Genomic DNA, 24453 nt, shown 5'->3' with positions numbered 1-24453 from the left:
AAAAGAAACATTGAGGTTTTTATTGAGACGGCGAGGGAGGGGCGTTTCAGAGAGATAAGAAAGTCGCTCGGTTGAGCGATGTAACCATAAGTAAAACGCCTTCACTAGAGGGCGTTTTACTTTAGAAAGTGCTTTGATTTATCGAGAGTAAGTTAGATGCTTTGATCTAACCATGCATTGAACTCAGATTGCGGTAATGCACCGTTGATTTGGTTCGCCATTTTCCCGTCTTTAAACACCATAATGGTCGGAATGCTTCGAATCCGGTATTTCGTGCCAAGGGCTTGCTCTTGTTCCGTATTCACTTTCACGAAAATCACATCATCGCCTTTGTGTGCTGCAGTGGCTTCGAATATCGGGCCAAAGCTTTGGCAAGGTCCACACCACGGCGCCCAAAAGTCAATGACGACAGGCTTACCTGATGCGATAAGGGCATCCATGTTGGCTTCCGTTCCTTCAATAGGTTTACCGTTGATCAGCGACGACTTACATGAACCACAGCTTGGGTTGTCCTCAACGCGATCGGCGGGAATACGGTTCATTTTTTGGCAGTGTGGGCAACGCACCGTTAATGTACTCATGATTAAACCTTTCCTTTGTTCTGTTTATGGTTCGTAGCCTAAACCGATGCTTCTAAAAATACCATTGGGTTTTATCAATGGTATCGATAGTAAGTACCTATTAAACCGAAGAAATCATGTTAGTTCTCTCACAGGTTACTTGGGGAGAGTGTCGTGGTGCTTAAAGACGAAATGCAAAGTTCGAAGAAGTCATACGCCTGAGGCGAAATGTATCGGTCGCGCAAACGGAATATGCCGATTTGTCTTTCAACGTAAGGGGAAGAAAGAGGCAGCCAGCAAAGGTGCTCCGCATTTTCAGGAAAAGCCAGTTTAGGCAGTGTGGTGATGCCAACACCCAGCTCCAAGACCGAGAAAAGCGATGTGATGTTTTCCACGCTGTAGAGCGCATTGGCGGCGAGTATATTGGCTGGTGTTGGCTCCAACAAAGAACAGGTGCCATTTTTCACAAAAGGATAGGGCTGTAATGCCTGCCAATCGATAGGGGTGTTGAGTGTAGCGAGGGGATGATCCTTTAGACAGACAACGCCTAAGGGATCTGTCATCAACAAGGTGAATTCAATACGTTCGTCTTGAATGTGCAGGCAGTTACCCAACGCGAGGTCCACATCTCCGGCCAATAAACGTGCTTCTACGCCTGCTGCATTGTCATCTATCAGCGCCACTTCCACCGTTGGGTGGTTTTCGGTGTAATGGGCGAGAATGCCGGGAATTAACTTGGCAGCGACCGAGGGGACGCTGGCAATGCGCACTTGCCCTAACTGGCCGGCGGCGGCTGAGCGTAAATCAGAATTTAGGTCGTCATAACGTGCAAGAAAGTCATTGATTTTGGGTAGGCAGAACTCGCCAAACGGTGTGAGCTTGGCTTTGTGGCCTGCGTCAAATAATGTCTGACCGAGTATGCGTTCTAACTCCTTCACTGAGGTAGATAACGCCGCTTGAGAGCGATTTGCCTTAGAAGCTGCCGCACGAAACCCGCGTTGCTCTGCAACTAAAGAAAAATGTTTGAGTTGCTGAAGTTTAATATCCACGCTGCGATCCCTTCCCTGCGTTATCTGCCCCTAGTGATAAGTAAAACTGAACAATTGTCAAAAATTAACCGTTCGATTTATCAATTATTGTGATGCAAGATTTAACTAATCGTTAACAAGTGCACAAATTGATAAGGACACGCATGTCAGGATTACCTTCAAATAGGCATGGGATCACGGCAGTGAAAACCCCGCTTTTTGCTTCTAAAGCACCACTTGAATGGGCAGTAACCCATAACGGTACGCTCTACACAGCTCAAATTCCCATTGATGCGGATGGTGATTTGGTTGAAGGCGGTATTGAAGGGCAAACGCGGCAGACACTGAGTAATTTGATGCACACGCTTGAGGCGGCAGGCGTAGGCAGTGACGCCGTGTTGCAAGTATTGATTTACGTGACAGACAGAAATGATCTGCCTACCGTTAACAGAATATATGCAGAATATTTTACCGCTCCATTCCCGAACAGGGCTGCGATGGTCGTTGCAGGTTTGGCACGCGAAGGCATGTTGGTTGAGTTGGTGGTGTATGCCGCTGTAATGAAATAGACACTGGATTTGGATTAAAGGAATAACAGATGACACAACACAGCGAAAGCGCCCTATATATTGGCGGCGAATGGCACCAAGGCAGCGGCACCGTTGCAAATATCAACCCCTCCAATATCCAAGAGTCACTGGGTAATTATGCACAGGCGAGCAAAACACAAGTTCAACAAGCCATCGCTTGTGCTCGAGAAACGCAGCCGAAATGGGAAAAAACACCGTTAGAGCAAAAACAAAAAGTGTTGCAGACCATTGGGGATGAGTTGATTGCGCGTTGTGATGAGCTAGGACGTTTGCTGTCTCTTGAAGAAGGTAAACCCTTTGCGGAAGGTCGTGGTGAAGTGTATCGCGCGGGTCAGTTTTTCCATTACTACGCGGCGGAGGTGCTTCGCCAAATGGGCGAGACAGCGGAGTCCGTTCGTCCCGGCGTTCAAGTGGAAGTCACCCGTGAAGCCGTTGGCGTGGTCGCCATTATTTCTCCTTGGAACTTCCCGACGGCCACTGCGTCTTGGAAAATCGCGCCCGCACTGGCGTTTGGTAACAGTGTGATTTGGAAACCTGCCAATTTAACGCCAGCCAGTGCAGTGGCATTGGCTGACATTATTCACCGTTCTGGCCTGCCTGCTGGGGCGTTCAATTTGGTATTGGGCTCAGGCTCAAATGTTGGGGATAGCTTGATCCATAGCCCCAACATTGATGCGGTCAGTTTTACGGGCTCAGTTGATGTTGGGCGAAAAGTGGCAGCAGCAACTGCGCCTAATTTCGTGCGTTGTCAGTTAGAAATGGGCAGCAAAAACGCACTCGTGATAGCCGATGATGCTGATTTACAGGTGGCGGTTGATGCCACCATTGCAGGTTCATTTTCCGGCGCTGGACAAAAATGTACTGCCTCATCACGCCTCATCGTGATGGACGGTATTCATGATGCTTATGTGGATGCACTTACTCAACGTATTGCCCAACTGAAAGTCGGGCATGCATTAGAAGAAGGTGTATTCATGGGACCCGTCGTTGATGAAAAACAACTTGAATCAAATTTACGTTGGGTTACACGAGCCAAAGAATTGGGCGGTGAATTAGTGGCAGGCGGGGAGCGAATTTCGCTTGAACATGATGGCTACTACATGGCACCGACCTTGTTCATCAACACCGAAAATAGCTGGGATGTTAACCAAGAGGAATTGTTTGCACCGATGGCGTGTGTGCAGCGAGTGGGGTCATTGGAAGAGGCGATTGCTCAGGCTAATGACACACGTTTTGGCCTTACCGCAGGCATTGTGACCACCAGTCTTCGTAGTAGCGCCCTGTTTAAGCAGCAAGCTCAAACAGGCTGTGTGATGGTGAACTTACCGACCGCTGGCACGGATTATCACGTCCCGTTTGGAGGCAGAAAAGAATCCAGCTTTGGGCCGAGAGAACAAGGGCAGTACGCGCGTGATTTTTACACGGTTGTTAAAACCGCTTATCAGCGCCCGTATTAATGACTGACTGCCATTACGCGTGTCGAACAAGGAGTCGCTATGTATCAGAACGAAATCATTGTTGATGGGTTGCAGTATTGCCATTGGGATCGCGCCTACTTTGAAAGCCTGCAAAAAAGCGGGGTGACAGCGGTGCATGCCACCTTGGTTTACCACGAAAATGCCCGTGAAACGCTTACGCGATTTGCAGAATGGAATGTGCTGTTTGAACGTAATGCCGATCTGATCATGCCAGTGATGTCTATGGAGGACATCCGCACGGCAAAGCAATGCGGCAAAGTGGGTATCTTCTTTGGTGCGCAGAACTGCTCGCCGATTGATGACGAAATTGGGTTGGTGGAGGTCATGCGCAAGCAGGGGTTGCTTATCATGCAGCTGACCTACAACAATCAGAGCCTGCTGGCGGCGGGTTGTTACGAACAAGAAGATGCGGGTATTACACGTTTCGGCAAACAGGTCATTGAAGAGATGAACCGTGTCGGCATGGTGATCGACATGTCGCACAGTGCCGAACGTTCCACGCTGGAAACGATTGAACTGTCGGCGAGGCCCATTTGTATCAGCCACGCCAACCCATCCAACGTGCATTCTGCGCTGAGAAATAAATCACCAGAAGTGATCCGCGCGTTGACGGCGCGCGGCGGCTTACTCGGTTTCAGTCTCTATCCTTTCCATTTGCCGGATGGAAGCAAATGCAGCCTCGAAACTTTCTGCCAGATGATTGCAGAGACCGCTGATGAAGTCGGTGTGGAGCACTTAGCCATTGGCAGTGATCTGTGTTTAAACCAACCTCAAAGTGTTCTGGACTGGATGCGAAACGGACGCTGGTCGAAAAGCCTCGATTATGGAGAAGGCTCGGCATCGAATGCGGGGTGGCCTGCGGCATTGCCATGGTTCCCCGACAGCAGCGGTATGAAAAATATTTATAAGGGATTACGCGATATTGGCTTCAACGAGGCAGAAACCACCGCGGTCATGGGTGGTAATTGGCTCAACTTTTTGGATGCTGGGTTACGACCAGCACTCTGACAATCGCAGTGCGGGTTAGACCCGCTCACAAGGAAATAGGAATTGGCGCTGACAAGGCGCAGAGTCCGCAATAACGTGGAGATAGATGATGTCTGATTTACTCAATAACGAGAAGACAACAGCGATACCAAAGGCGCAAAATATCTGGGAAAAGTTGGGGTTAGACAACCCTGTACTCTGGTTGAGTGGCGGTTTTCTCACCGCTTTTGTGGTGACCGCACTCATCGATAATGAACTGCTCTCAAGCATGGTGAATAGCGGGTTCAGCTGGAGCGTGAAGATTTTTGGCCCTTACTGGCAGCTGCTACTACTCGCCACCTTTTTAATTGGTCTCGCGTTGGCGTTTAATCCGTCTACGGGCAAGGTACGTCTTGGGGCGATGGACAAACCTGAGATGGACGGTTTTAAGTGGCTGGCGATTATCCTTTGTACCCTGCTCGCAGGGGGCGGCGTTTTCTGGGCGGCGGCCGAACCGATTGCGCACTTTGTTAATCCACCACCGCTTTATGGTGTGCCAGAAGGCAATATTCAGCGCCAAGCGTTTAATGCACTTGCACAATCGTTTATGCACTGGGGATTTCTTGCTTGGGCCATTCTTGGCACCTTGACCACCATCGTGCTGATGCATTTGCATTATGACAAAGGTTTACCATTGAAACCACGCACTTTGCTTTATCCAGTCTTTGGTGATCGCGCCATGACAGGTTGGCTTGGCGCCTTGATTGACGCATGCTGCATTGTGGCGGTCGCTGCCGGTACGATTGGACCAATCGGTTTTCTTGGCCTGCAAATCAGTTATGCCTTGAATGCGTTATTTGCTCTGCCTGATGGCTTCACCACCCAATTTATTATCATTTTGTTTGCCATTGCTATTTATACCATCTCTGCACTGAGTGGCGTAAACCGAGGCATACAGATTCTGAGTCGATACAACGTCATTCTTGCTGTGGCGCTGATGGCTTACATTCTGTTGGTTGGCCCGACAGACTTCATCATCAACGGTTACGTTCAGGGTGTCGGCACCATGATCGATAACTTCATCCCTATGGCAACATTCCGTGGAGACATGGGTTGGTTAAGCTGGTGGACAGTGTTCTTCTGGGGCTGGTTCTTAGGTTATGGCCCAATGATGGCGATTTTTATTGCTCGTATTTCTAGAGGCAGAACCATACGTCAGTTGATTGTCACCATCAGTATTATTGCGCCGCTCATCACCTGTTTCTGGTTCACCATTGTGGGTGGTTCAGGGCTGGCATTTGAAATGGCAGAACCTGGTTCGGTGAGTAAAGCGTTTGAAGGTTTCAACCTCCCAGCATCTTTACTGGCAATCACACAACAATTGCCATTCCCGACTTTGATTTCAATCTTGTTTTTAATCCTCACGACCGTCTTCATCGTGACCACGGGCGATTCCATGACTTACACCATCAGTGTGGTGATCAGTGGGGATCTTGAGCCCAACGCTTTGATGCGCATCTTCTGGGGGGTCATGATGGGGGCAACCGCGATTATATTGATTTCGTTGGGGTCTGGTGGTGTATCTGCGTTGCAGTCCTTCATCGTTATTACCGCAGTACCTGTTTCCTTAATCCTTCTCCCAGCGTTGTGGAATGCACCGAAAATCGCACTGCAAATGGCAAAAGCGCAGGGATTGGATTAACGCGACACACAATATCTGAACAGATGCAATATCGGGACAACCTGAACCTAGGTTGTTCCCAATAATAATGGTGAGGCCGAGTGTTGGCTGTGTTAGCCCAACGGTTGTACCGAGATGTAGAGCATAGGTAAGAAGTGATGACTGCAAACTCTGTCATGGAAGCAACGATGATGCTGCGCGATCCTGCGATGGTAATGAACCCCCATCGGCTTGGTGCCATGCATCAAACACGTATCAGTTTTGTTCGTTCACTGCTTCGTAAAATGGCTAACGAGGGTTGGCGCCTGTCACTTCAGCGATGGGACCTTCAGGACGAAGGCTTTGGCACAGTGATCTATGAGTTGGCGACGCCACAGCACATCTATCAGATGGTGGTTTTTTCTGACGCGATCGCTGATGACGAACGCATTGACCGAGTCATAGCCGAAAAATGGGATGTCACTTTCGCATTAATCAAAGGGCGTGTCAGTCAAGAAGGGCTTGAGCAGTTGAGACAGAACGTTCCTCTGCAAGAAGCAGGACGTAACTCGCCCAAGGTGTTGGTGCTATCTCGTGCAAACAAGAGTGTTCGCGTGTTTGAACATATCGTTGATACGTTAGCAAACGGTGAACAACCTGACTCTTCTGTTATCGCGAGCGTGGGTTACATTTTGAGAACCACGGCAGTGTATGGCAACGGGAAATTTGGCATTGCGGATTTCGAAACGTTGCAAGATAACGCCGATTTTCACCTCTCGTTCAGTGCGCAAATGTGCGCCGTTTACTTGTTGCGGCAGTTCAGCTTGGATTGGATTCACTTCATCGCTGAAAAGCGAGGAGGGCAGCGTGCCGTCACCTTGTCGTCTGGTCTGCAGCGCTATATTGGGATAGGCAATGCCACCGGTCTAGGAATGGCCCCCTATCTTATTATGCATCCGAGAGTGGTTGATAAGTGGCTTACACAGCGCGAACTGGCGTTGGCAACAGTGCTGGCACTCCCTGTCGATGAAATGCGTGTCGCGGATGTTTGCCGTTTACTTGAAAAAGCCTGCAAGCATTTGTGCCAAGTAGACACTATCGATGACAATCAGCGTGCATTAAATGCACAAAGCGTGATTGAGCTTGTTGATATTATCGCGACGATTAATGCGAAAACGAACCCCAAAATGCAATGGGAGAGTATTTACGCGTTGGCAAAATCGCTCAGCCTGGAAACACAGGAAATATTGCTGACCTGTCTTCTTGAAGTACACCCTGAGCAAGTGAATGTTTTTGCTAAAGACATGAATTGCGATCAGACATTGTCGTTGACGCCAGGTGTTCAAATTGGGGCGATGATGTCACTGATTGAAACACGTTATCAGTGGGTGATGGATATCGACTTCTCCCAACCTGATAGCCAATACTGGTTCTGGTATCGTTCGGTTGATAAAGAAGAGCCACGTATGGCGGTGCGAGGCGAGGAACCGGGTGAAGACAATGAACTGAATCTAGACATTGCTCGCCAAGTGCATCGGCTTTATCTCGCGTTAAAAGAGAGTGATCAGCAAGCATCTCTTGCTCGATTTTTGCTGAATTATCCGAGCTTAAGGACCATTGCGCGTCGAGTATGGACAATGGGGAATTTACCTATGGGGGATATTCAAATAAACGTACTGTCACGCGAGGTACGCCCTATGCATCTGTTGAGGTGCAAGCTATCAATGTTTGGTGCGACCAAGTTTGACCCTCGTTCTGATCGCTGGGTGCGCGTTACCTTATTTCAAGGTGCCCCTCTGTTTGCAGAATTGTCGACTGAAGATATCGAGCAAAGCTGGCTGTTTCCGTTGTTGCCCGAAGCCGATGCCAATAGGGAGAATCAGCCATGATGCAAGTCTCCCACAATGAGCTGGTCACGCTTTGCACCAAAGCCTATGACAGCTTAAAGCGGCAATGTGGCGAAGCTGAAACGATTGCCAACATGGTTGTCGATTTAGAAATGGCAGGGCTGCAAGGGATGTCCTTTTTCCTCGCTGCATTGGAATCAATCGAGCAGGACACTGATTACCCTGTGCCTGTTTTTGATGCTGATGATCATCAAATCAAGGTCGATCTGGGTGGGGCGAGTTTACTCTGCCATTTTCCTGCATTGATTGATGTGGCGTTAGAGCAGCTTATTCATGGGCAGCGAGTGCAGCTTCATATTCGGGATTGTCATAACCGCTGGTTTGGTTTTGGTGAGTTATTAAAGCTCGCCGGGAAAGGACTTTCTGTGAGAGCACAGTGGCGGAATGATCAAGCACCTAACTATGTTGATTACGTGCACAATGCCGGTTTTCGCTACCCAAATATCTATTTTGATAACCCAGGGCAACTGCGAACACAACCGCTGTTCTCAACCAAGATGCATCAAGAACAGCTACAGAAAAACGATTTGCTGGTGGATATTCAACTCTATCCTTTCGAGATTTTTCGAGCAAACAGCGTGCCAGACATCAGTGCTGAAATGCAATCAGTGGCTGAACAACGCGCATGGAAACATGGCATTGATATTGAAGAAAATGACTGGAATACATTGAAAAAATACGTGGCAAGAAGTCTCGTGGAAAACAGCGAACGTTCCCTGCAAGGTGCTGGAGAATAGTGAACATCGCAATTTAGCAAAGGTTGGCGAATAAACGAAAAAGCCCTGATGATTATGTCCTTTAGACAGTCATCAGGGCTTTTCTATTTGGCGCGATGAATCGGTGTAATGTTTAGAAACTACGCACGACTCATGAATTTGTGTTCCGTGGTGTTGATACGGATTTTGTCGCCAATGCCGATGTATTCTGGCACTTGAACAGTCAGACCAGTAGACACAGTGGCAGGCTTAGTACGCGCGCTCGCTGAAGCACCTTTGATAGACGGAGACGTCTCGGTGATCACCATATCAACGGTAGAAGGCAGTTCAATCGCTACTGGCTTACCGCTAACAGTCAGGATCTGAATGCCTTTGGTGTCTTCGTTAATGAACAACAGTTCATCAGCAATGGTTTCTTTGTTGAAGTGGTACGGCGTGTAATCTTCGCTGTCCATGAAGATATATTCTTCACCATCGATGTACGAGAAATCCGCTGCGTGGCGGCTGAAATCAGCAAAGTTCAGCATGTCGTCAGCTTTGAAGCTTTCGTCGACTTTTGCACCTGTTGCTACATCGTACATACGCATTCTGTACAAGCTAGTGCCTGCACGGCCAGCAGGAGTCAGCTTTGCAATGTCTTTAACCGCAAGCACTTTGCCGCCATGTTCGATAACTGCGTTCTTTTTGATGTCACTTGCCTTTGGCATGGTCGTATTTCCAATTTAGAAAATTTGGCAAGAAAATATCACGAATCAAAATTTTCGCAAGTGGATCAATGTGACTATCAGCTCTCAAACGTGCTGTTTGAGTGCAATTCTCCCTGCTTGGTTTCAATGGTACTCGGTTTTCCGTACGGCGTGTCTATACTGATCAATTCATGAATTATGTAAAGGATGGGGCGCTATGCTAAACGCACTTATCGTTATCGACTTTATTAACGACATTGTTCATCCGCAGGGAAAAATCCCCAGTTGCGCGCTTCAGGTTTCGCAAAAGCAAGTGATTGAAAATGCAAACGTCGCGATTCGATGGGCGCGTGAACATCATCATCTGTTGGTGTTTATCAAAGTGGGTTTTCACCCTAGCTATCAAGACCAACCTAAACGTTCTCCTATGTTTGGTAAAGCGAACGAAATTGGGGCGCTCCAGTTGGACGCGTGGGGAACGCAATTCCATGATGATTTGGATGTGCAGAACTCTGATCTTGTGGTGGTAAAACCTCGCGTGAATCCTTTCTTTAATACGTCGTTGGATTCCATTTTACGTGCGAATCAAATCGACAGTGTGTTCCTCTGTGGCGTTAGCACAGGATGGGCAATTGAAAGTGCTGCCAGAGATGCCCACGACCGAGATTATTCCGTTCACATTGTCGCAGATGCCTGCACAGCACACTCAGAAGATGAGCACCAAACATCGCTTCAATTACTTGAGCGGATCGCGACCTTGCATCAAGCAAGTTTACTCAATGAATAACCCTGATAATCTTGAGGGCTGAACATCGAAGCAAATGCGCCTTAGCGAATGGACAAGCCTGTGATAAAGCAACTCGACAGTAAGATCGTATACCAGAACAAATGGATGACAGTGCGGGAAGATAAAATCCTTCGACCCAGTGGCGCTGAAGGCATTTATGGTGTGGTTGATAAACCGGATTGCGCAGCGATTCTCGCCATTGATAACGGGCTGATTCACTTGGTGCAGCAATATCGTTATACGGTGCAACAGCGCTGTTGGGAAATCCCCCAAGGGGCGTGGGAATCAAACCCAGATGCAGATCATGCTGAGTTGGCAAAGGGAGAGCTTCGCGAGGAAACAGGCATGCAGGCGCAAAGCATGGTGTATGTCGGCGCGCAGTTTGTGGCTTATGGCTTTCTTAATCAGACTTGTCATGTGTATCTTGCTAGCCAGCTCAATGAGATAGGAAGACAACTCGACGACGAAGAAGAAGATCTTATATCACAAGCTTTTCTAGTTACTGATTTTGAGCAAATGATCATCAATGGCGAGATTAAAGACACTGTGACCATTGCGGCTTACGGTTTAGCAAAACTGAAAGGCTTGGTGTAAAAACCCGCCTTAAAAAAGCCCCTTCAATTCACGTTATATCCACTCACCAGAAAGTACGGACTTCTGGTGTTTTTTTGTGCAAATATCGCCGTAAAACTGACACTTTATTACGCTTGAAGTCATTATAATGCCGCGGGTTGCTTTTCTCTCACAGACTAGTAAATAAAATACATTTTTTCAGACTGTTGCTGTACAGAATTTCAAAAGTCCCACGTATAATATGCGTAAAATACACTGTAATCCAAATTGCCAATGTAATGGCTAAGCGAATTGCAGCCAATGCATTCATTCGTGGATATGACGCTTGTAGCCGGACGCTACAGATGGCGTGGCATCTGCGTCTATATACTGGAACCACATTATGCTTAAAGTCAGTCTTGCAGTGACTACTGCATGTTTAAGCTTGCAAATATCATCTCCAGCCTTTGCGGATACCGATTTAAGTGACCTTTTGGATATGCCACTTGAGTCGCTTTCAGAAACCAAAGTGGTATCAGCAACGCGAACGGCATTGAGCCTGGCGGATATTCCAGCTGCTGTGCATGTTATTTCCTCGAAAGAAATTCAACGATCTGGTGCGCGCTCTGTGGCTGACGTACTCACTCTTGCACCCGGTTTGCATGTTGCAAAATACTCGAATTATGACTGGGGTATTGCTGCTCGTTCACCTAATGAAACGCTGAGCAACACCATGTTAGTGATGGTGGATGGCCGCAGTGTATTTAACGGCATGTTTTCTGGCGTGGACTGGGACTTGATTCCCGTTAGTTTGGACAGCATTGAACGTATCGAAGTGGTCATGGGCCCGGTTGGTACGATTTGGGGCGGCAACGCCGTGAATGCGGTCGTGAACATCATTACCTATGATGCTGAAGATGCGCCACGAAATAAAGTCTCCGCCTCGGTAGGTAATTACCATTACAAAGAAGCGCGAATTCATCATGGTGGTCAGGTTACCGATAATCTCTATATGAGTGGGTACGCCGAGCTTGTTGAACACATGCCATGGACCAGTGATGAAGGACGCGTCCAGCCTATACAGCACTTTCGTGTTCAAACCGAGCGCTTTGGTGTACGTGGTGACTATCAGAAAAATGACCGAGAGGTGTCGTTTCAGCTTGGCGGCATTCGTTCTCGCGAAGACTACAACTGGGGCTCTTATCACCCTCATTTTTTGACGCCCGGTGTCGATGGCCCAGATTACGTCAATTATGAAACTGAAATGCTGGCGGAAGAATATTTTGCCGGCGTTAAGTTCTTGCAAGAATTAGGTGATTCCAAACAGTGGGAGCAGCAGTTCTGGTTAACCTATAGCAGTAGCGATAGCTCGGATCGTAACGCCTATTTCACACGTATTGATTCGGAAACGCGCTACAGCGACAACAGCGTGTGGGGCGGGCAACTGACGGTGGGTTTTGACTATCGTTTGATTGACGAATATTTCCGCCCGTATGAGCAAAATGAAATTTACACCTCGCCGTATGTGCGTGTCGCAGACGAACCCGGCTTCGTGAATCAGAGCGCCGCTGTGTACTTCAACTATACCTATCCGCTGACTGACACAACCTCGCTGATGGTGGGTAACCGTTGGCAGTACTTCAATATGGTCAGTGAGACCTTCTCTCAGCCTCAAGTACGTGTCATGCAAGACGTTGGTGATAATCAACGAGTATGGGCGGGTTGGGGAAGGGCAGTGGTGACGCCTGCGCGCCAAGGGCGCACGACGGATTTTCACGAAAACGCTTATGGAAGTAACTTGGCATTTTGCGATCAAGGCACACCGCCAAACTGCATTCCAGTTGATTACCTTCAGATCATTGAGAATCATGGAAACGAGGATCTTCCTGTTCAGAATGTTGATACATACGAACTGGGTTACCGTTTCTGGGAAGGAAATCGCTTCCAGTTTGATGCTAATTTGTTCTATAGCGAAGAGGACGGTATTACTGCTTGGCAGTTGATTAATTCACAACGCGTTTTCCTTCCTGAGAATTCATCTCCTGGAACCGTTGGAACGATCATTGACGTATTCCAATATCAACACATTGCACCGCTAAGTTCTCAGACCTACGGTGGTGAGTTGAGCATGAAATGGCAGCCATCTTCAGCGGTACAAGTGAATGCGAGTTACAGTTATCGCGAAATCAAAGCGGATTGTCACGGCGCGATCTGTTCTTCGACGGACCTCCCAATGCGTTCTTACGAAAATGAACCTGTGCATTTAGCCAATGCCCTGATCATGTGGGACATCACGTCGCAATGGTGGGTGACTAACGTCCTTAACTATGTACATGCCAGCAATCCTGATGACGTGCTTCAGGATGATGAGTACTACGCGTGGCCAGAAGTATTAACGTGGGATATGGTGATCGGCTGGCAAGCATCTGAACATATGCCGCTTGTTACTTTGAGCGCAGAAAGCTTGTTCAACGACCAAGTGAACGAGTTTCCCGAAAGCTATCGGGGTTTTAATAACGGCACACAATATTGGTTAGAAGTCGATTGGCAATGGAAATAAAGACAATTTGATTGGGTTGCGCTTTTGAATGATTGATTTGGCGAAACGTACTTTCTCGCGAAGAATAAGCTGGCTCTTGTTGACGATTGTCATGATGGTCAGTTTAGGGGTGCGTGCGAGTGATTTTCGAGATGAAGATCTGAAAGCTGTGTACCTATTTCGATTTGCATTTTTGACTGATTGGAAAGACCGTCAACCCCAAAATGGTCGCTATCAATTTTGTGTGGACGGGAACAGCGTCGTGAGCCGACGTTTGCAAGATGTCGTTACACAAAAGCCGGAGCAGGCAAACTTTCGCGATATTACGCAAGGGGATGACAACGTTTTAGGCTGCCACATTGTTTACACCACTGAAAGCGCCGCGGCTCGAATTGCGGCATTACGTACTCGCTTTCCTGACGCGTTGATTGTCGGAGAAGGCGAAAGCTTCACTGCTGCTGGCGGCATGGTGGCCTTTATCAAAGTAAATAACCGAGTCAAACCCTTAGTAAACCTGAAAAACTTATTGGGTACGTCGTTTACATTGCGCTCTCAGTTGCTTTCAATCGCCGTCATTGATGTGGAGGGTAATGCATGATCTTTCGTTTTTTGAACAACCTCCCATTGAGGGTGAAGTTTATCCTGCCAACATGGCTATTAATGACCGGCGGCGCAGTTGTGCTTGGGGTGGCTGTCGATCATATTGTGGGTAAGAATCTCGAAAAAAGTTTGATTAGTCGTGCAACTGTGATGGCTAACGCGGCAGCGAGCAACCTGACCGCCGCCATCGCATTTAGTGACAAAGAAACAGGCCGAGAGCAACTGATGGCGCTGAGCGCTGATCCCGATTTAATTGCTGCACGGGTTGTGTCTCCCGAGCAGATTGAGTTTGTTTCGTTCATGAGGTTACCGTCAGATTGCGGATCTCAAAATGGCACTATCGCATGTACCAACATCGCCGTTGAGTATGTGGTCAGGCCAATCATTTTGGGTAAAGAGACGCTAGGGAAAATAGAGCTCTATATTTCTCGTGAAACCATCGACAGTGAGCATCGCATGTTGTTGGTGTACCTGGCTGTCGGTACGGGATTTTTGTCTGTGTTCTCGTTGCTGTTTGCACAGTTTCTACACCAAATCGTCGCATCCCCCCTGGGTTCACTGCATCAGTCTATGTCATCGATTGTTCGTCTGGGTGTGCTAAGTCGAACTATTCCTGTGCGTCATAATGATGAGCTGGGCCAACTCACCGCCTGTTTTAATGAGATGGTGACGAATCTCTCTGAGCGCGACAATCAGCTAAAACAAACGCTGCAAGAGTTGGAGAAAAAAGGGCGTTATATCAGCCAAGTACTCGATACCATGGAGCATGGCGTCATCGTGATCTCTCCAGGTGACAAAGTCACGTATTACAACCCTGCGGCGGCAATGCAGTTAAACCGTTTTGGCTGCTCCCCCACTGATCTTGAACAGTTGCTGGAAACGTTCGAGCCGGTTTCACGCATCATGGCGATATCAAAAGCAGTTGATGAGCACTTGCCATTGAAAAACGTGGAATTGGTTCACATTGAAACAGGTGCGGTATTCTCAATCAGCACTCATCCGATGGCGTCCGCACAGCACTCCTTGTTGCAGTTTGAAGACATCACCGCTGACCGAGAAGCAGAACAACGTCGAAAACTGGCTGAATTGATCTTCGATAAGAGCCAAGATGCCACGTTAGTTTTGTCGCGTTCACTTGTCATCAAAACACAGAATACAGCCAGCATCAGAAAGTTTGGGGTCAGTCACCACTGGCAAGATATCTCAGCGGGTGACCTGGGATATGTCACTTTTGGTGGCTTAAAAACATTGATAACGTCGGGGAGCTATCAATGGAATAGTAAGATGCAATCAGCGGCTGGCCATTATATTCCATGTCAAGTCACCGTGCGGACACTGACGGATCACCGTGGAAAGGTTGAAGGCTTTGTGGTGTCGATTGTGGATCAGTCGGTCGAACTAGAAAATAAACGCCTTAGCCATATTGCTAACCATGATGTACTGACAGGGTTGGCTAACCGCGCTCACGCGTTCGAAAAACTGGTGAAGATACACAGTAAAGGACGAGATATGCATGTCCTATTTGTTGATCTGGATGGTTTCAAAGCGGTGAATGACCAATATGGACACAAGGTGGGTGATGAACTGCTAAAAGTGGTGGCAAGTCGGATGAAAGCCAGTGTTTCTCGTCTCGATTTCGTTTCTCGCTTGGCGGGAGATGAATTCCTTATCGCCATTTATGATATGACGACCGTTCACCCTATCGTGACGCGTATTCTCGATAGGTTGAATCAAGACATTGTCATCAATAGTTGTAAACCGAAAATCAGTGCGAGTATAGGTGTGCGTTTTTGGGCTTCCGATGACAGGACATCGTTGAGCACGGTGATTGACCAGGCGGACAAAGCCATGTATCACGCTAAAGCCAGTGGTAAAAACCGCTATTCTGTAGCAAAAGAGGGTCAAGAAGACGTGTTGGAATACGTTTAGGTAAGCTATTCATTCAGCACAATTCAGCCATCAATTAGGCCATACCATGAGCGCAGCGAGATCATTCAATGAATGTCTCGCTGTTTCGGCTTAAGTCAGGGAGCTGGAGATTGTGAGCAATAGTCTGTCAATTCATGCAAAACTCCTCTCGAGTAACCCTACGATTTCTGGTAATTTCTGAAAATTATTGAATGCCGAAAGGAAGAGCTATGTCTCTCGAAGGCGCGGTTACATTTACGCTCGCTATTTTTATCTTTGTATTGACTCCGGGGCCGGGGGTTTTTGCCATTCTTGCGCGTGCCATGGTAAAGGGGGCGCGTGATTGCACAGCACTGGCTGCGGGCATGGTGGTGAGTGATCTGGTTTATCTGACGTTGGCCTGTTTTGGCTTGGCAACCATTGCTGAAAACTATGCTGAACTTTTCACGGTTATCCGTTTCATGGGCGCGGCGTATTTAATCTATCTCGGCTACAAAATGTTTCGTGCGTTACCACAACTGGCTTCGATGTCAGATTCGCCGGAAGAGAAAACGAAAGGGCACTTGTCTGCTTTCATCCAAGGCTTTTTGATTTCGGCTTCCAACCCGAAAGTGATTTTGTTCTATATCGCTTTCCTGCCCACGTTTATGGATTTGACCGTACTCAGCATGGCAGATGTGGTATTGGCTAATGTGCTGGCAGCCATTGCATTAATGAGTGGTGCAATGCTGGTGGCGTTTGGCGCGGCGAAAGCGGCGAAATTACTTCGAACCGAAAAAGCAGTCAGGCGAATGAACCGTGGTGCGGGATCCATCATGATTGGTGCTGGGGCTTACTTGGCGCTAAGTCGTTAATGACGTCGTCGTTAGGCCAGTGACCACAGAGTGAGTAGCTCAAGGTTTCAAAAATAGAAAAGCAGCGAATTCGCTGCTTTTTTGTTTTTGATCGCGGCAAAAATCGCAATGAATTCCTCACCTAGACCTAGACCTAGACCTAGACCTGTTCCAAAGCTAGGCGATGTGCATATGACTCTGCTCTTGGACCAAAAACGCCTGAGATATCTGTGATATTACTGACGGTGTGATCAATGGGTGTGAGCGGCTTGCGGTAACGACGACAATATCAACCGCAGGCAGTGGCGGAAGACTCCCACTATCAATGAGCTGTAAATCTGGCGGCACACTGCTGGACGCCATGGCGGAAATAGCAAGGTTTGCGCGGGCTAAACCATGAAGGGTGGAAGCGCTGGTGGTAAACGCCACCAAATCGACCTCGATCCCGAATTTGCCTAACCCATCCAATGCGGTGGAATGAAACTTACAGTTCTTATCGAACAAGGCGATGGGCAAAGGTCTGCGATGAAGCAAACTTGTATCGCTGCCACACACCCATACCCCTTTGTCATGTTTGAGCAGCCAACCTTCGTCAGAATCGGGTGAACGGGTGAGGATTGCCATGTCTAATTCACCGCTATCTAAACGTTGTCTTAGGCGTGTGCTAGAAGCACAAAGCACATCGAAGGTTTGCTCACCGATGCGTGACCGCAGTGTGCTAATAAAGTCGGGTAACAAAGATTCTGCGTAGTCATCGGGACAGCCAATTCGTATCGGGCGAGAGGTATCTTCGCGCTTGAATGCTTCCAGCGCTTCATCGTGCCCAGCGATTAAACGCCGCGCATGACTGACAAGGCGCTGACCAGCAAAGCTAAGGCTAAGAGGCCGTTTTTCTCGGTCAAAAAGCGGGCTGCCCAGCTCTTCTTCAAGCCGCTTTATCTGCATACTGATCGCTGATTGCGTGCGGTGAATTTGTGCTGCGGCACGAGTGAAACTGCCTGTATCGACGATGGCTAAGAAGCTTCTCAGTGAATCAATATCCATATTTGCAAATCCTTAGCATCAACAATTCAAATACAAGGTATCAAGACTATGCGTTAGAAACCTTCACTGCAACCTAGCATACTGGTTCTGTCTTCATCCCCTATCAATGCAAAGGAGTGTGCAATGAAACTCATCATCGCAAACAAAAATTATTCAACGTGGTCGTTACGCGGCTGGCTAGCACTACGTGGTTTCAACATCGATTTTGATGAAGTTGAACTGGCGCTTTTCACCGAGTCTTTCTACGCAGAGATCGCTAAACACTCAGGTGCAGCGAAAGTACCTGTGCTGGTGGACGGTGACATCGCGGTGTGGGATTCGTTGGCAATCAGTGAATATGTGAATGATCGCTATCTCGATGGAAAGGGCTGGCCTCAGGACGTGGCACAGAGAGCCAAAGCACGTGCAGTGTCTGCAGAAATGCACTCAGGTTTTAATGCCTTGAGAAATGAAATGCCCATGAATATTCGTGGTCGAAGAAAAATATCGCCGTCGGCAGCATGCCTAAACGACATCGCCCGCATTGATCAAATATGGGCCGATCAAATGAAAGAGTTTGGCAATGAAGGCGGTTGGCTATTTGGTGAGTTCTCCATCGCGGATGTCATGTATGCGCCGGTGGTATTGCGCTTTATTACTTATGGCGTGGCGTTATCTGCTGATGCGCAGAAATACGCAGAGCAAGTCATGAACAGCCCCGCCGTGCAGCAATGGATCAGCGAATCGAAATCTGACACCTCTATTGTCTCTGAAGATGAAGCGGGTGTTGAAAAAGCCTAGCGTTGGCAAGTATGTCGGAGGAACAAAGCATCTGAAATGATGCGGAACAGGTACCATACCTTTGGCGGGCATTAGCCCGTCTTTTTTGTTCTTTTTTTGTCTGTCATTTTCTCAAATCGGCCATTTTATTGATGTAACCCATCTAAACGGTGCCTCATTTGGGTTTATGGTATTGCCTCATCTCGCAGAAAAGAAGTCGCACACCGATGACAACGATTAATCAAGAAAGACTGGTTGAGCATTTTATTGAGCTGGTGAAAATTGACAGCGAATCTGGCAATGAAAAAGCCGTAGCAGAAGTATTGGCTGAACAGCTGGGTCAGATGGGTTTTGACGTCACAAAATTGCCGGTACCAGATGCCATCTCTAATGGTTTTAATATCTACGGGAAACTGAAAGGTTCGCTGGATGGTAGCATCATTTTCAGCAGCCACATGGATACCGTGACGCCAGGCAACGGCATTGAGCCCGTTATTGAAGATGGCATTATTCGCTCCAACGGCGAAACCATTTTGGGTGGCGATGACAAATCGGGTATTGCCGCGGTCATGGAAGCGATACGCACGATTCAAGAAAGCAGTGAAGCTCACAAAACGATTGAAGTGGCTTTTACGGTTTATGAAGAACTGGGCCTTGAAGGAGCGAAGCACTTCGACATGAGTATGATCGAATCGCAGCAAGCGATTGTCTTGGATTCAGGCGGCCCAATAGGCACGATTATTACGACGGCACCGGGTCAGCAAAGCCTAAAAATCACCATCAAAGGCAAACCTGCACACGCGGGCTTGGCGCCGGAAACTGGCATCAATGCGCTAACCGTGGCGTCTGATGCAATCAGTAACATGACCCTCAGTCGTATCGATGAAGAAACCACTGCAAATATTGGTGTGGTGCGTGGCGGGCAAGCGACTAACATCGTGATGCCAGAGCTTTACATCGAAGCCGAAGCGCGTTCGCTGGATGACAACAAACTGGCGAAACAAGTTGAGCATATGGTGTCGACGTTTGAAGCCGTAGCGGAAAAGCACGGTGCAGGCATTCAAATTGAATCAACGCGTTCTTACAACGCCTACCGTATTTCTGATGACAACCCACATGTTGTTGCGATTAAAGCAGCGTTCGAAGCAATCGGCATTGAGCCTGTGACCAAACCTACGGGTGGCGGTTCTGACGCCAACGTTTTTAACGAGAAAGGCCTGCTGACGGTGAACATGTCGACAGGCATGGCAAAAGTTCATACGACGGAAGAGTTCATTGCGATTGCCGATCTCGTCGCTATCAGTGAGTTTGTTCGTTCTTACGTGACCAAATGATTCAGAGACTCTGTGATATGTACAGACATTGAAACTATCACATGCAGTCCAACGTTGAAGTAAACATCGAATCACACTGGCCGCCTATTTAGGCGGCCTTTTTTATCTTATCCAAACCAAGGTAAATAAACGTGTTGGTATCCAATCTCAAACGCAACGAAGACAAGTAACAACGCCATCACGATGTTGAACACCCGAAAATACATGGGTTGTTCAATTCGTCTTCCTAGCAAACTACCTATTAATGAATAAGACGTTGGCGCACCGAAGGCCAACATGCTTAAGACGGCGATCCAAAATACACTGCTTGTACCGTGAATACCTGCGGCAGGAAACTGAATGGTGACGATAGGAAGCGTTGCAATTAGGCCTTTGGGGTTAAGCAGTTGCAGGATGAGCCCGTCTTTGAAGGTCAGATATTCTTCATTATCATGCCCAGTCAGTGTCACAGTAGCCCTTAGCAGTTTGTAGGCGATATAGAAAATGTAGCCACAACCAAGCACGCTGAAATATGGCAACGAGGATTGAGTGACCAGCGAGCCACCAATGAGGTTCATGGTGACAAACAAGATAAACATTGCTGCTGCAACCCCCACAAAATAAGGGATATTCTGCTTTGTTCTTCCGTGAATACCCCCGTGAAGCCCGAGTAAATTGACAGGGCCTGGGGAGTACATGATGCCAAAAGCGTATGCCCAGAGTTCTAACATGGCGATCTTACCTCTTTATTGAAGGCGCAAAAATGACGTCCTCAGTGTGTTTACTGAAGAAATCAATGAGATGAATAGGATGGAATAGCGAGCGTAAGTGCTTGCGAAAAAGACGCTAGGTAGAGAATATCGGCGGCGGTAGCTGGCGGACCTGAATCTGATATTGTTTCGGCGTCATGCCATACACGCGCTTAAAGCGACGATTCAAGTGGCTGCTGTCAGCAAAACCGAATGCTTGGGCAACATCGCTGGAAAGCATGCCTGAACCCAATGCTTTTCTCGCCCCATTGATGCGGCAATTCAAAACATATTGGTGTGGTGTGATACCAAATTGGGCCCGAAAAAGCCGAATGAAGTGGAATTTTGATAGAGATGCAGCATTCGCGATGTCATCAATAGACATGTCTTTATCGAGATTACATTGGATAAACTCTTTGGCGCGAAGGAGTAGGGTATCTTGTCGGCGAGACGGGCCTAATTCGTCAAGCAGCCCAGCACAAGACACCATGGCATGAGAAAGCTGAAACAGCGCTGATTCCTGTTCAATGCGAGTGCTTTGTTTATCTTTGATTAACGAAGACATCATCAATGCTTGGTTGCGCAGCGCCAAGCTATCAAGACGGCAACCTTCAACGCGAAGATGGTTGGGGTCACGCACACCAAGTGCCTTGAACTGACTGTCTACGCTTTTGGGATGCACATACAACATCAGGTACTCAAGATCTTGTTGACCGCCTGAACTGCCGTCGTGGACATCTTCAGGATTAAACAGCAACACACAGCCAGCGGGGTTTTTGTGGTACGCCCCCTGACAGAAAAAATCTTGGCGGCCTTGTAATGTCACGCCAATCGAGAACTCTTCATGGGCATGCTTATCGTAGGCAAATTCACGCATATTGGCATCAAGTACGGAGACACCATCAAGGTGTTTGCTGTTAGCAAAATGAAAGTGATTCTCTGCGTTCACGTCGATTCCCCTGTGTGCCGATTTAACATCTTGGCAAAGTATAAGCATCGAAGGGCATCAAAACTTGAACAAAATTGCTCGATTTACGCCCAGCAGCGTCAAGACGTTTTGATGTAAGGCCTCGTCCAAAAGGAACTTGGCTCTTAGTAGGATGAGAGAAAGGATTAAATGTCTTGCTGAGGAAGGGCCATTTGCCGTAAGTGTTGGCGTATTTCTTTGGCCGAAGAGTCAGTCAAAACAACATTCATCGCACACAAAAACACAACAGACCCAGCAAGCCCAGCTGAGAAAAATGCGCCAGCGCCTAGGAATATGAAGCACTGAATAACAAAGAGGATAGCGACAAGCAATTGACCGGTTTGATTGTATGCCACGACAAGCATGTCTTTGGCGATGTCGTGCTTAATGGTAATCGGCAACACCGCCCAACCTGAATGCACGCGGACATTCCCATTTTTCATTGTCGCGTTAAAGCCGTTGTTATTGAGCAGGTCACTAAGCGCGCTTAACTCCATTAGATGCCGCCAATACTGTCTGTGTACCCAAATGTTGAACCACAGCATGTGCATTGTTCGTAGGCGCTGCCGAGCATTAAATCCATTGAGTTCGAAAGAACAATCGTGGCACGTTGAAAGAAGGTGCTGTCTGGGGAAATTTTTCGTGGCTCGAGTTGGATGTGCATATGGAGCGTTACCTGCCCACAGTCCTCACAATAAAGCGTATCGTTTTGTTCTGCCATCTCGCCCTCCTTGGTTTCTTACTAGAGATACTCTACTGCAACATTTCATCATCCTGATGTTTTGTGCTGCAAAGGAGTATTCAGACTACGGTTTGCCGAATGAATCGGTAGTCTAAAGGCCTATTTTTGAGATCTGTATCAATAGAACAGTGAAAATATGGAGGTATTTTAACCGTATCGGATTCAATCAGAGGCTAATTGTTCTCTCCCTTCAGTGCCGCCCTTGCTTAGACTCTCCCTCTATTCGTCTATCCATTCCTCATTCTATCCATGTAACGTATTTCTAGCGGCTCCAAAAGACAATTTAATGTATACATTAAAAATATGAGAATTCTAATCATCTAAAAGATGACCTATGATTTCTATGACTTGAGATTGATGATTTAAGTGATAAGACTCTCATTTATTGATGTATATAAGTTAATAAGTGTCTTCAACTTGCGAAATATTCACTTTTTGACAAAACTATCAATGTATACATAAAGTACGAAATACGTATAAATGGTCATGACGCAATGCGAGTCTTTCGGGGGAGGCATCTTCCACAGCGAAGCGCATGAATGTTAAGGATGGTGATGAGAAGAACGCTGACAGAAACGGCATATCAGGCTGTCAGGCAAATGGTTTTGTCCAATGAACTTGAAGTCGGGAGTTACTACCTCGAAGAGGCGCTGGCACGTCGTATCGACGTTTCACGTACGCCACTGAGGGAAGCATGTATTCGGTTGGCGCAAGAAGGGTTGGTTGAGCCAGTGCCAAGACGTGGCATCTATATCAAGCCTATCTCCTTGGATGAGCTTAATGAGGTGCTTGAGGTGGTTGCCGCGTTGGAGCTATTTGCCATTAGTCATCTTGACCTCCAAACGCTGGATGAAAAACGTTGGGATACCTTAAGATTTCATCTGCAAGGACTTCATGACGCACGTGACCAGCAAAGCCACACTAAGTGGGTGAGGCATGAAGCGGGTTTTCGTATGTCGCTGATCCGGTTAACAGGCAATAAAACCTTTTTATTGCTCATGCAGCGCATGATGGATAAATCTCGCCGTGTACGGGCAATGGTTTCCAAATTAGGCGCAACGCCTTGGGATTCAGTTGATGCGTACTCACATTTAGTCAGCGCAATTGAACGTGGTGATAAAGAAACGGCGAAACATACTCATGAAGCGTACTTACAGCGTTCCTCGGAAGATTTGATTGCCTTACTGAAAGGTATTACAGGCTTGATTGAAGCAAGACCGACGCAATAGACGTACACGATATTTTTGGCAGTGACAATTACTTGGTTGGAGATGAGACATGTTAGAGCAGGGTAATCTACGGAAGCAGCTCGTTGATTACAGCCGCGAACTCTTTTTACACAGACAAGGTGTAGAGGGGCGAGGCAATCTCTCTGTGTTGATGAGTGATGACACAGTCTTGATGACGCCAAACGGTTTGGGTCATGGAAAGCTGCGACCACAGTTGCTTTCATTAATGTCTCTAGAAGGTCGACTAATATCCGGAGAGAAACCGCAATGGGATGTTGAGTACCACTTGGCTATCTATCGTGCGAATCCCAAGTATCGCGCGATTGTTTCTATGCGTTCCAAACACATTTCAAAACTGGCAGACAACGAGAGCCTTAATCCGGAGAACGTCTTGCCTGCGTTTGCGCCGTTTGTTGCGATGCGAACGCCGATATTACCCCGAGTCTCGGTCACTGATAACAATGGAGTCAGTAATGAGTTTTGTATGCTGGCAGAAAAAGCCAGACAGCATCATGCTTTGTTGACAACAAATGCGGGTTTAGTTGTCATGGGTGAAAACCTTAAAGATGCTATGTATAACTTTGAAGAGCTGGAAGAAACGGCAGCACTAAGATTACAAACTCCAAATGAAAACCTGCAATATCTCAGCAATGAAGAGATTGCCGAGATTAACGCCGTTTTTGCACATTGAGTGTATTTAGTATTGAATTGTGTATGGCTGATTTTTTGCCATACCAGCCATAATGGGTATCATCCCTCTTGCTGCCATCACGTGTATTTTTAGCCTCCAGTATTTACCTTTCAGATATTGAACAAGATCGTCATTTTACCCATTATCTT

The 24453-nt window shown here is 47.5% G+C and carries 24 protein-coding genes; 16 read left to right on the top strand and 8 right to left on the bottom strand.

Features of this window, described 5'->3' with window-relative positions; translation table 11 throughout:
* Positions 1-152: 152 nt before the first annotated feature.
* Together trxC and A1OO_RS16540 are read right to left on the bottom strand one after the other, a co-directional pair.
* Positions 153-581: a thioredoxin TrxC gene (gene trxC / locus A1OO_RS16545; protein WP_017003732.1), complete on the bottom strand. Its 429-nt coding sequence runs from the start codon at positions 579-581 to the stop codon at positions 153-155.
* A 128-nt stretch (positions 582-709) separates the two neighbouring features.
* On the bottom strand, positions 710-1609 hold the full coding sequence (locus A1OO_RS16540) for a LysR family transcriptional regulator (RefSeq protein WP_017003731.1): 900 nt from the start codon (positions 1607-1609) through the stop codon (positions 710-712).
* Positions 1610-1752: 143 nt separating this feature from the next.
* On the opposite strand from A1OO_RS16540, the gene A1OO_RS16535 reads away from it, so the two are divergent.
* The 6 genes from A1OO_RS16535 (at position 1753) to A1OO_RS16510 (ending at position 8926) form a co-directional block, all read left to right on the top strand.
* Positions 1753-2157: a RidA family protein gene (locus A1OO_RS16535; protein WP_017003730.1), complete on the top strand. Its 405-nt coding sequence runs from the start codon at positions 1753-1755 to the stop codon at positions 2155-2157.
* A 29-nt stretch (positions 2158-2186) separates the two neighbouring features.
* Positions 2187-3635 (top strand): aldehyde dehydrogenase family protein, encoded by a 1449-nt coding sequence (locus A1OO_RS16530; protein ID WP_017003729.1) that lies wholly within the window; start codon positions 2187-2189, stop codon positions 3633-3635.
* Between the two features lie 39 nt (positions 3636-3674).
* A complete protein-coding gene (locus tag A1OO_RS16525; RefSeq protein ID WP_017003728.1) occupies positions 3675-4664 on the top strand; it encodes a membrane dipeptidase in 990 nt (329 codons plus the stop codon).
* A gap of 88 nt (positions 4665-4752) precedes the next feature.
* The gene (locus A1OO_RS16520; protein WP_017003727.1) at positions 4753-6324 is read left to right on the top strand and encodes a BCCT family transporter; all 1572 of its coding nucleotides are present in this window, start codon (positions 4753-4755) and stop codon (positions 6322-6324) included.
* A gap of 137 nt (positions 6325-6461) precedes the next feature.
* The gene (locus A1OO_RS16515) at positions 6462-8171 is read left to right on the top strand and encodes a hypothetical protein (RefSeq protein WP_017003726.1); all 1710 of its coding nucleotides are present in this window, start codon (positions 6462-6464) and stop codon (positions 8169-8171) included.
* Positions 8168-8926: a DUF3726 domain-containing protein gene (locus tag A1OO_RS16510; protein ID WP_016962544.1), complete on the top strand. Its 759-nt coding sequence runs from the start codon at positions 8168-8170 to the stop codon at positions 8924-8926. The genes A1OO_RS16515 and A1OO_RS16510 overlap by 4 nt, the downstream gene beginning before the upstream one ends.
* A gap of 119 nt (positions 8927-9045) precedes the next feature.
* Here the strand turns inward: A1OO_RS16510 and efpL are convergent, their stop codons facing one another.
* Positions 9046-9612 (bottom strand): elongation factor P-like protein EfpL, encoded by a 567-nt coding sequence (gene efpL / locus A1OO_RS16505; RefSeq protein ID WP_016962543.1) that lies wholly within the window; start codon positions 9610-9612, stop codon positions 9046-9048.
* A 196-nt stretch (positions 9613-9808) separates the two neighbouring features.
* Between efpL and A1OO_RS16500 the strand changes: the two genes are divergently transcribed.
* The 6 genes from A1OO_RS16500 (at position 9809) to A1OO_RS16475 (ending at position 16831) form a co-directional block, all read left to right on the top strand.
* The gene (locus tag A1OO_RS16500) at positions 9809-10378 is read left to right on the top strand and encodes an isochorismatase family cysteine hydrolase (RefSeq protein ID WP_016962542.1); all 570 of its coding nucleotides are present in this window, start codon (positions 9809-9811) and stop codon (positions 10376-10378) included.
* Positions 10379-10426: 48 nt separating this feature from the next.
* Positions 10427-10972 (top strand): NUDIX domain-containing protein, encoded by a 546-nt coding sequence (locus A1OO_RS16495; protein WP_017003725.1) that lies wholly within the window; start codon positions 10427-10429, stop codon positions 10970-10972.
* A gap of 361 nt (positions 10973-11333) precedes the next feature.
* Entirely contained in the window at positions 11334-13490 is a 2157-nt protein-coding gene (locus A1OO_RS16490; RefSeq protein ID WP_017003724.1) for a TonB-dependent receptor plug domain-containing protein, read from the top strand.
* Positions 13491-13581: 91 nt separating this feature from the next.
* The gene (locus A1OO_RS16485) at positions 13582-14067 is read left to right on the top strand and encodes a YfiR family protein (protein ID WP_241819156.1); all 486 of its coding nucleotides are present in this window, start codon (positions 13582-13584) and stop codon (positions 14065-14067) included.
* Positions 14064-15998 carry a diguanylate cyclase domain-containing protein gene (locus tag A1OO_RS16480; RefSeq protein WP_017003723.1) on the top strand — a complete coding sequence of 645 codons (1935 nt, stop codon included), beginning with the start codon at positions 14064-14066 and terminating at the stop codon, positions 15996-15998. Before A1OO_RS16485 ends, A1OO_RS16480 begins: the two co-directional genes overlap by 4 nt.
* Before the next feature lie 209 nt (positions 15999-16207).
* On the top strand, positions 16208-16831 hold the full coding sequence (locus A1OO_RS16475) for a LysE family translocator (RefSeq protein ID WP_016962534.1): 624 nt from the start codon (positions 16208-16210) through the stop codon (positions 16829-16831).
* A gap of 156 nt (positions 16832-16987) precedes the next feature.
* On the opposite strand, the gene A1OO_RS16470 is transcribed toward A1OO_RS16475, so the two are convergent.
* On the bottom strand, positions 16988-17854 hold the full coding sequence (locus A1OO_RS16470; protein WP_017003722.1) for a LysR family transcriptional regulator: 867 nt from the start codon (positions 17852-17854) through the stop codon (positions 16988-16990).
* A 123-nt stretch (positions 17855-17977) separates the two neighbouring features.
* On the opposite strand from A1OO_RS16470, the gene A1OO_RS16465 reads away from it, so the two are divergent.
* Positions 17978-18634, top strand: a complete 657-nt coding sequence (locus A1OO_RS16465; RefSeq protein WP_016962532.1) for a glutathione S-transferase family protein — start codon at positions 17978-17980, stop codon at positions 18632-18634.
* Positions 18635-18840: 206 nt separating this feature from the next.
* Positions 18841-19947 carry a M20/M25/M40 family metallo-hydrolase gene (locus tag A1OO_RS16460; protein WP_017003721.1) on the top strand — a complete coding sequence of 369 codons (1107 nt, stop codon included), beginning with the start codon at positions 18841-18843 and terminating at the stop codon, positions 19945-19947.
* 107 nt (positions 19948-20054) lie between these two features.
* On the opposite strand, the gene A1OO_RS16455 is transcribed toward A1OO_RS16460, so the two are convergent.
* From A1OO_RS16455 to A1OO_RS16440, 4 genes are all read right to left on the bottom strand, one after another.
* Positions 20055-20657 (bottom strand): LysE family translocator, encoded by a 603-nt coding sequence (locus tag A1OO_RS16455; RefSeq protein WP_016962530.1) that lies wholly within the window; start codon positions 20655-20657, stop codon positions 20055-20057.
* A 115-nt stretch (positions 20658-20772) separates the two neighbouring features.
* Entirely contained in the window at positions 20773-21624 is an 852-nt protein-coding gene (locus tag A1OO_RS16450) for an AraC family transcriptional regulator (protein ID WP_016962529.1), read from the bottom strand.
* 164 nt (positions 21625-21788) lie between these two features.
* The gene (locus A1OO_RS16445) at positions 21789-22139 is read right to left on the bottom strand and encodes a hypothetical protein (RefSeq protein WP_017003720.1); all 351 of its coding nucleotides are present in this window, start codon (positions 22137-22139) and stop codon (positions 21789-21791) included.
* On the bottom strand, positions 22139-22363 hold the full coding sequence (locus A1OO_RS16440) for a hypothetical protein (protein WP_017003719.1): 225 nt from the start codon (positions 22361-22363) through the stop codon (positions 22139-22141). The genes A1OO_RS16445 and A1OO_RS16440 overlap by 1 nt, the downstream gene beginning before the upstream one ends.
* Before the next feature lie 575 nt (positions 22364-22938).
* Here A1OO_RS16440 and A1OO_RS16435 point away from each other — a divergent pair.
* Positions 22939-23613 (top strand): GntR family transcriptional regulator, encoded by a 675-nt coding sequence (locus A1OO_RS16435; protein WP_017003718.1) that lies wholly within the window; start codon positions 22939-22941, stop codon positions 23611-23613.
* A gap of 49 nt (positions 23614-23662) precedes the next feature.
* The gene (locus tag A1OO_RS16430; protein ID WP_016962524.1) at positions 23663-24304 is read left to right on the top strand and encodes a class II aldolase/adducin family protein; all 642 of its coding nucleotides are present in this window, start codon (positions 23663-23665) and stop codon (positions 24302-24304) included.
* Positions 24305-24453: the final 149 nt, after the last annotated feature.

The organism is Enterovibrio norvegicus FF-33 (assembly GCF_000286835.2).
GTDB lineage: Bacteria > Pseudomonadota > Gammaproteobacteria > Enterobacterales > Vibrionaceae > Enterovibrio > Enterovibrio norvegicus_A.
The sequence above is the reverse complement of the archived record's forward strand: the minus strand, read 5'-3'. Positions and strand labels throughout refer to the sequence as shown.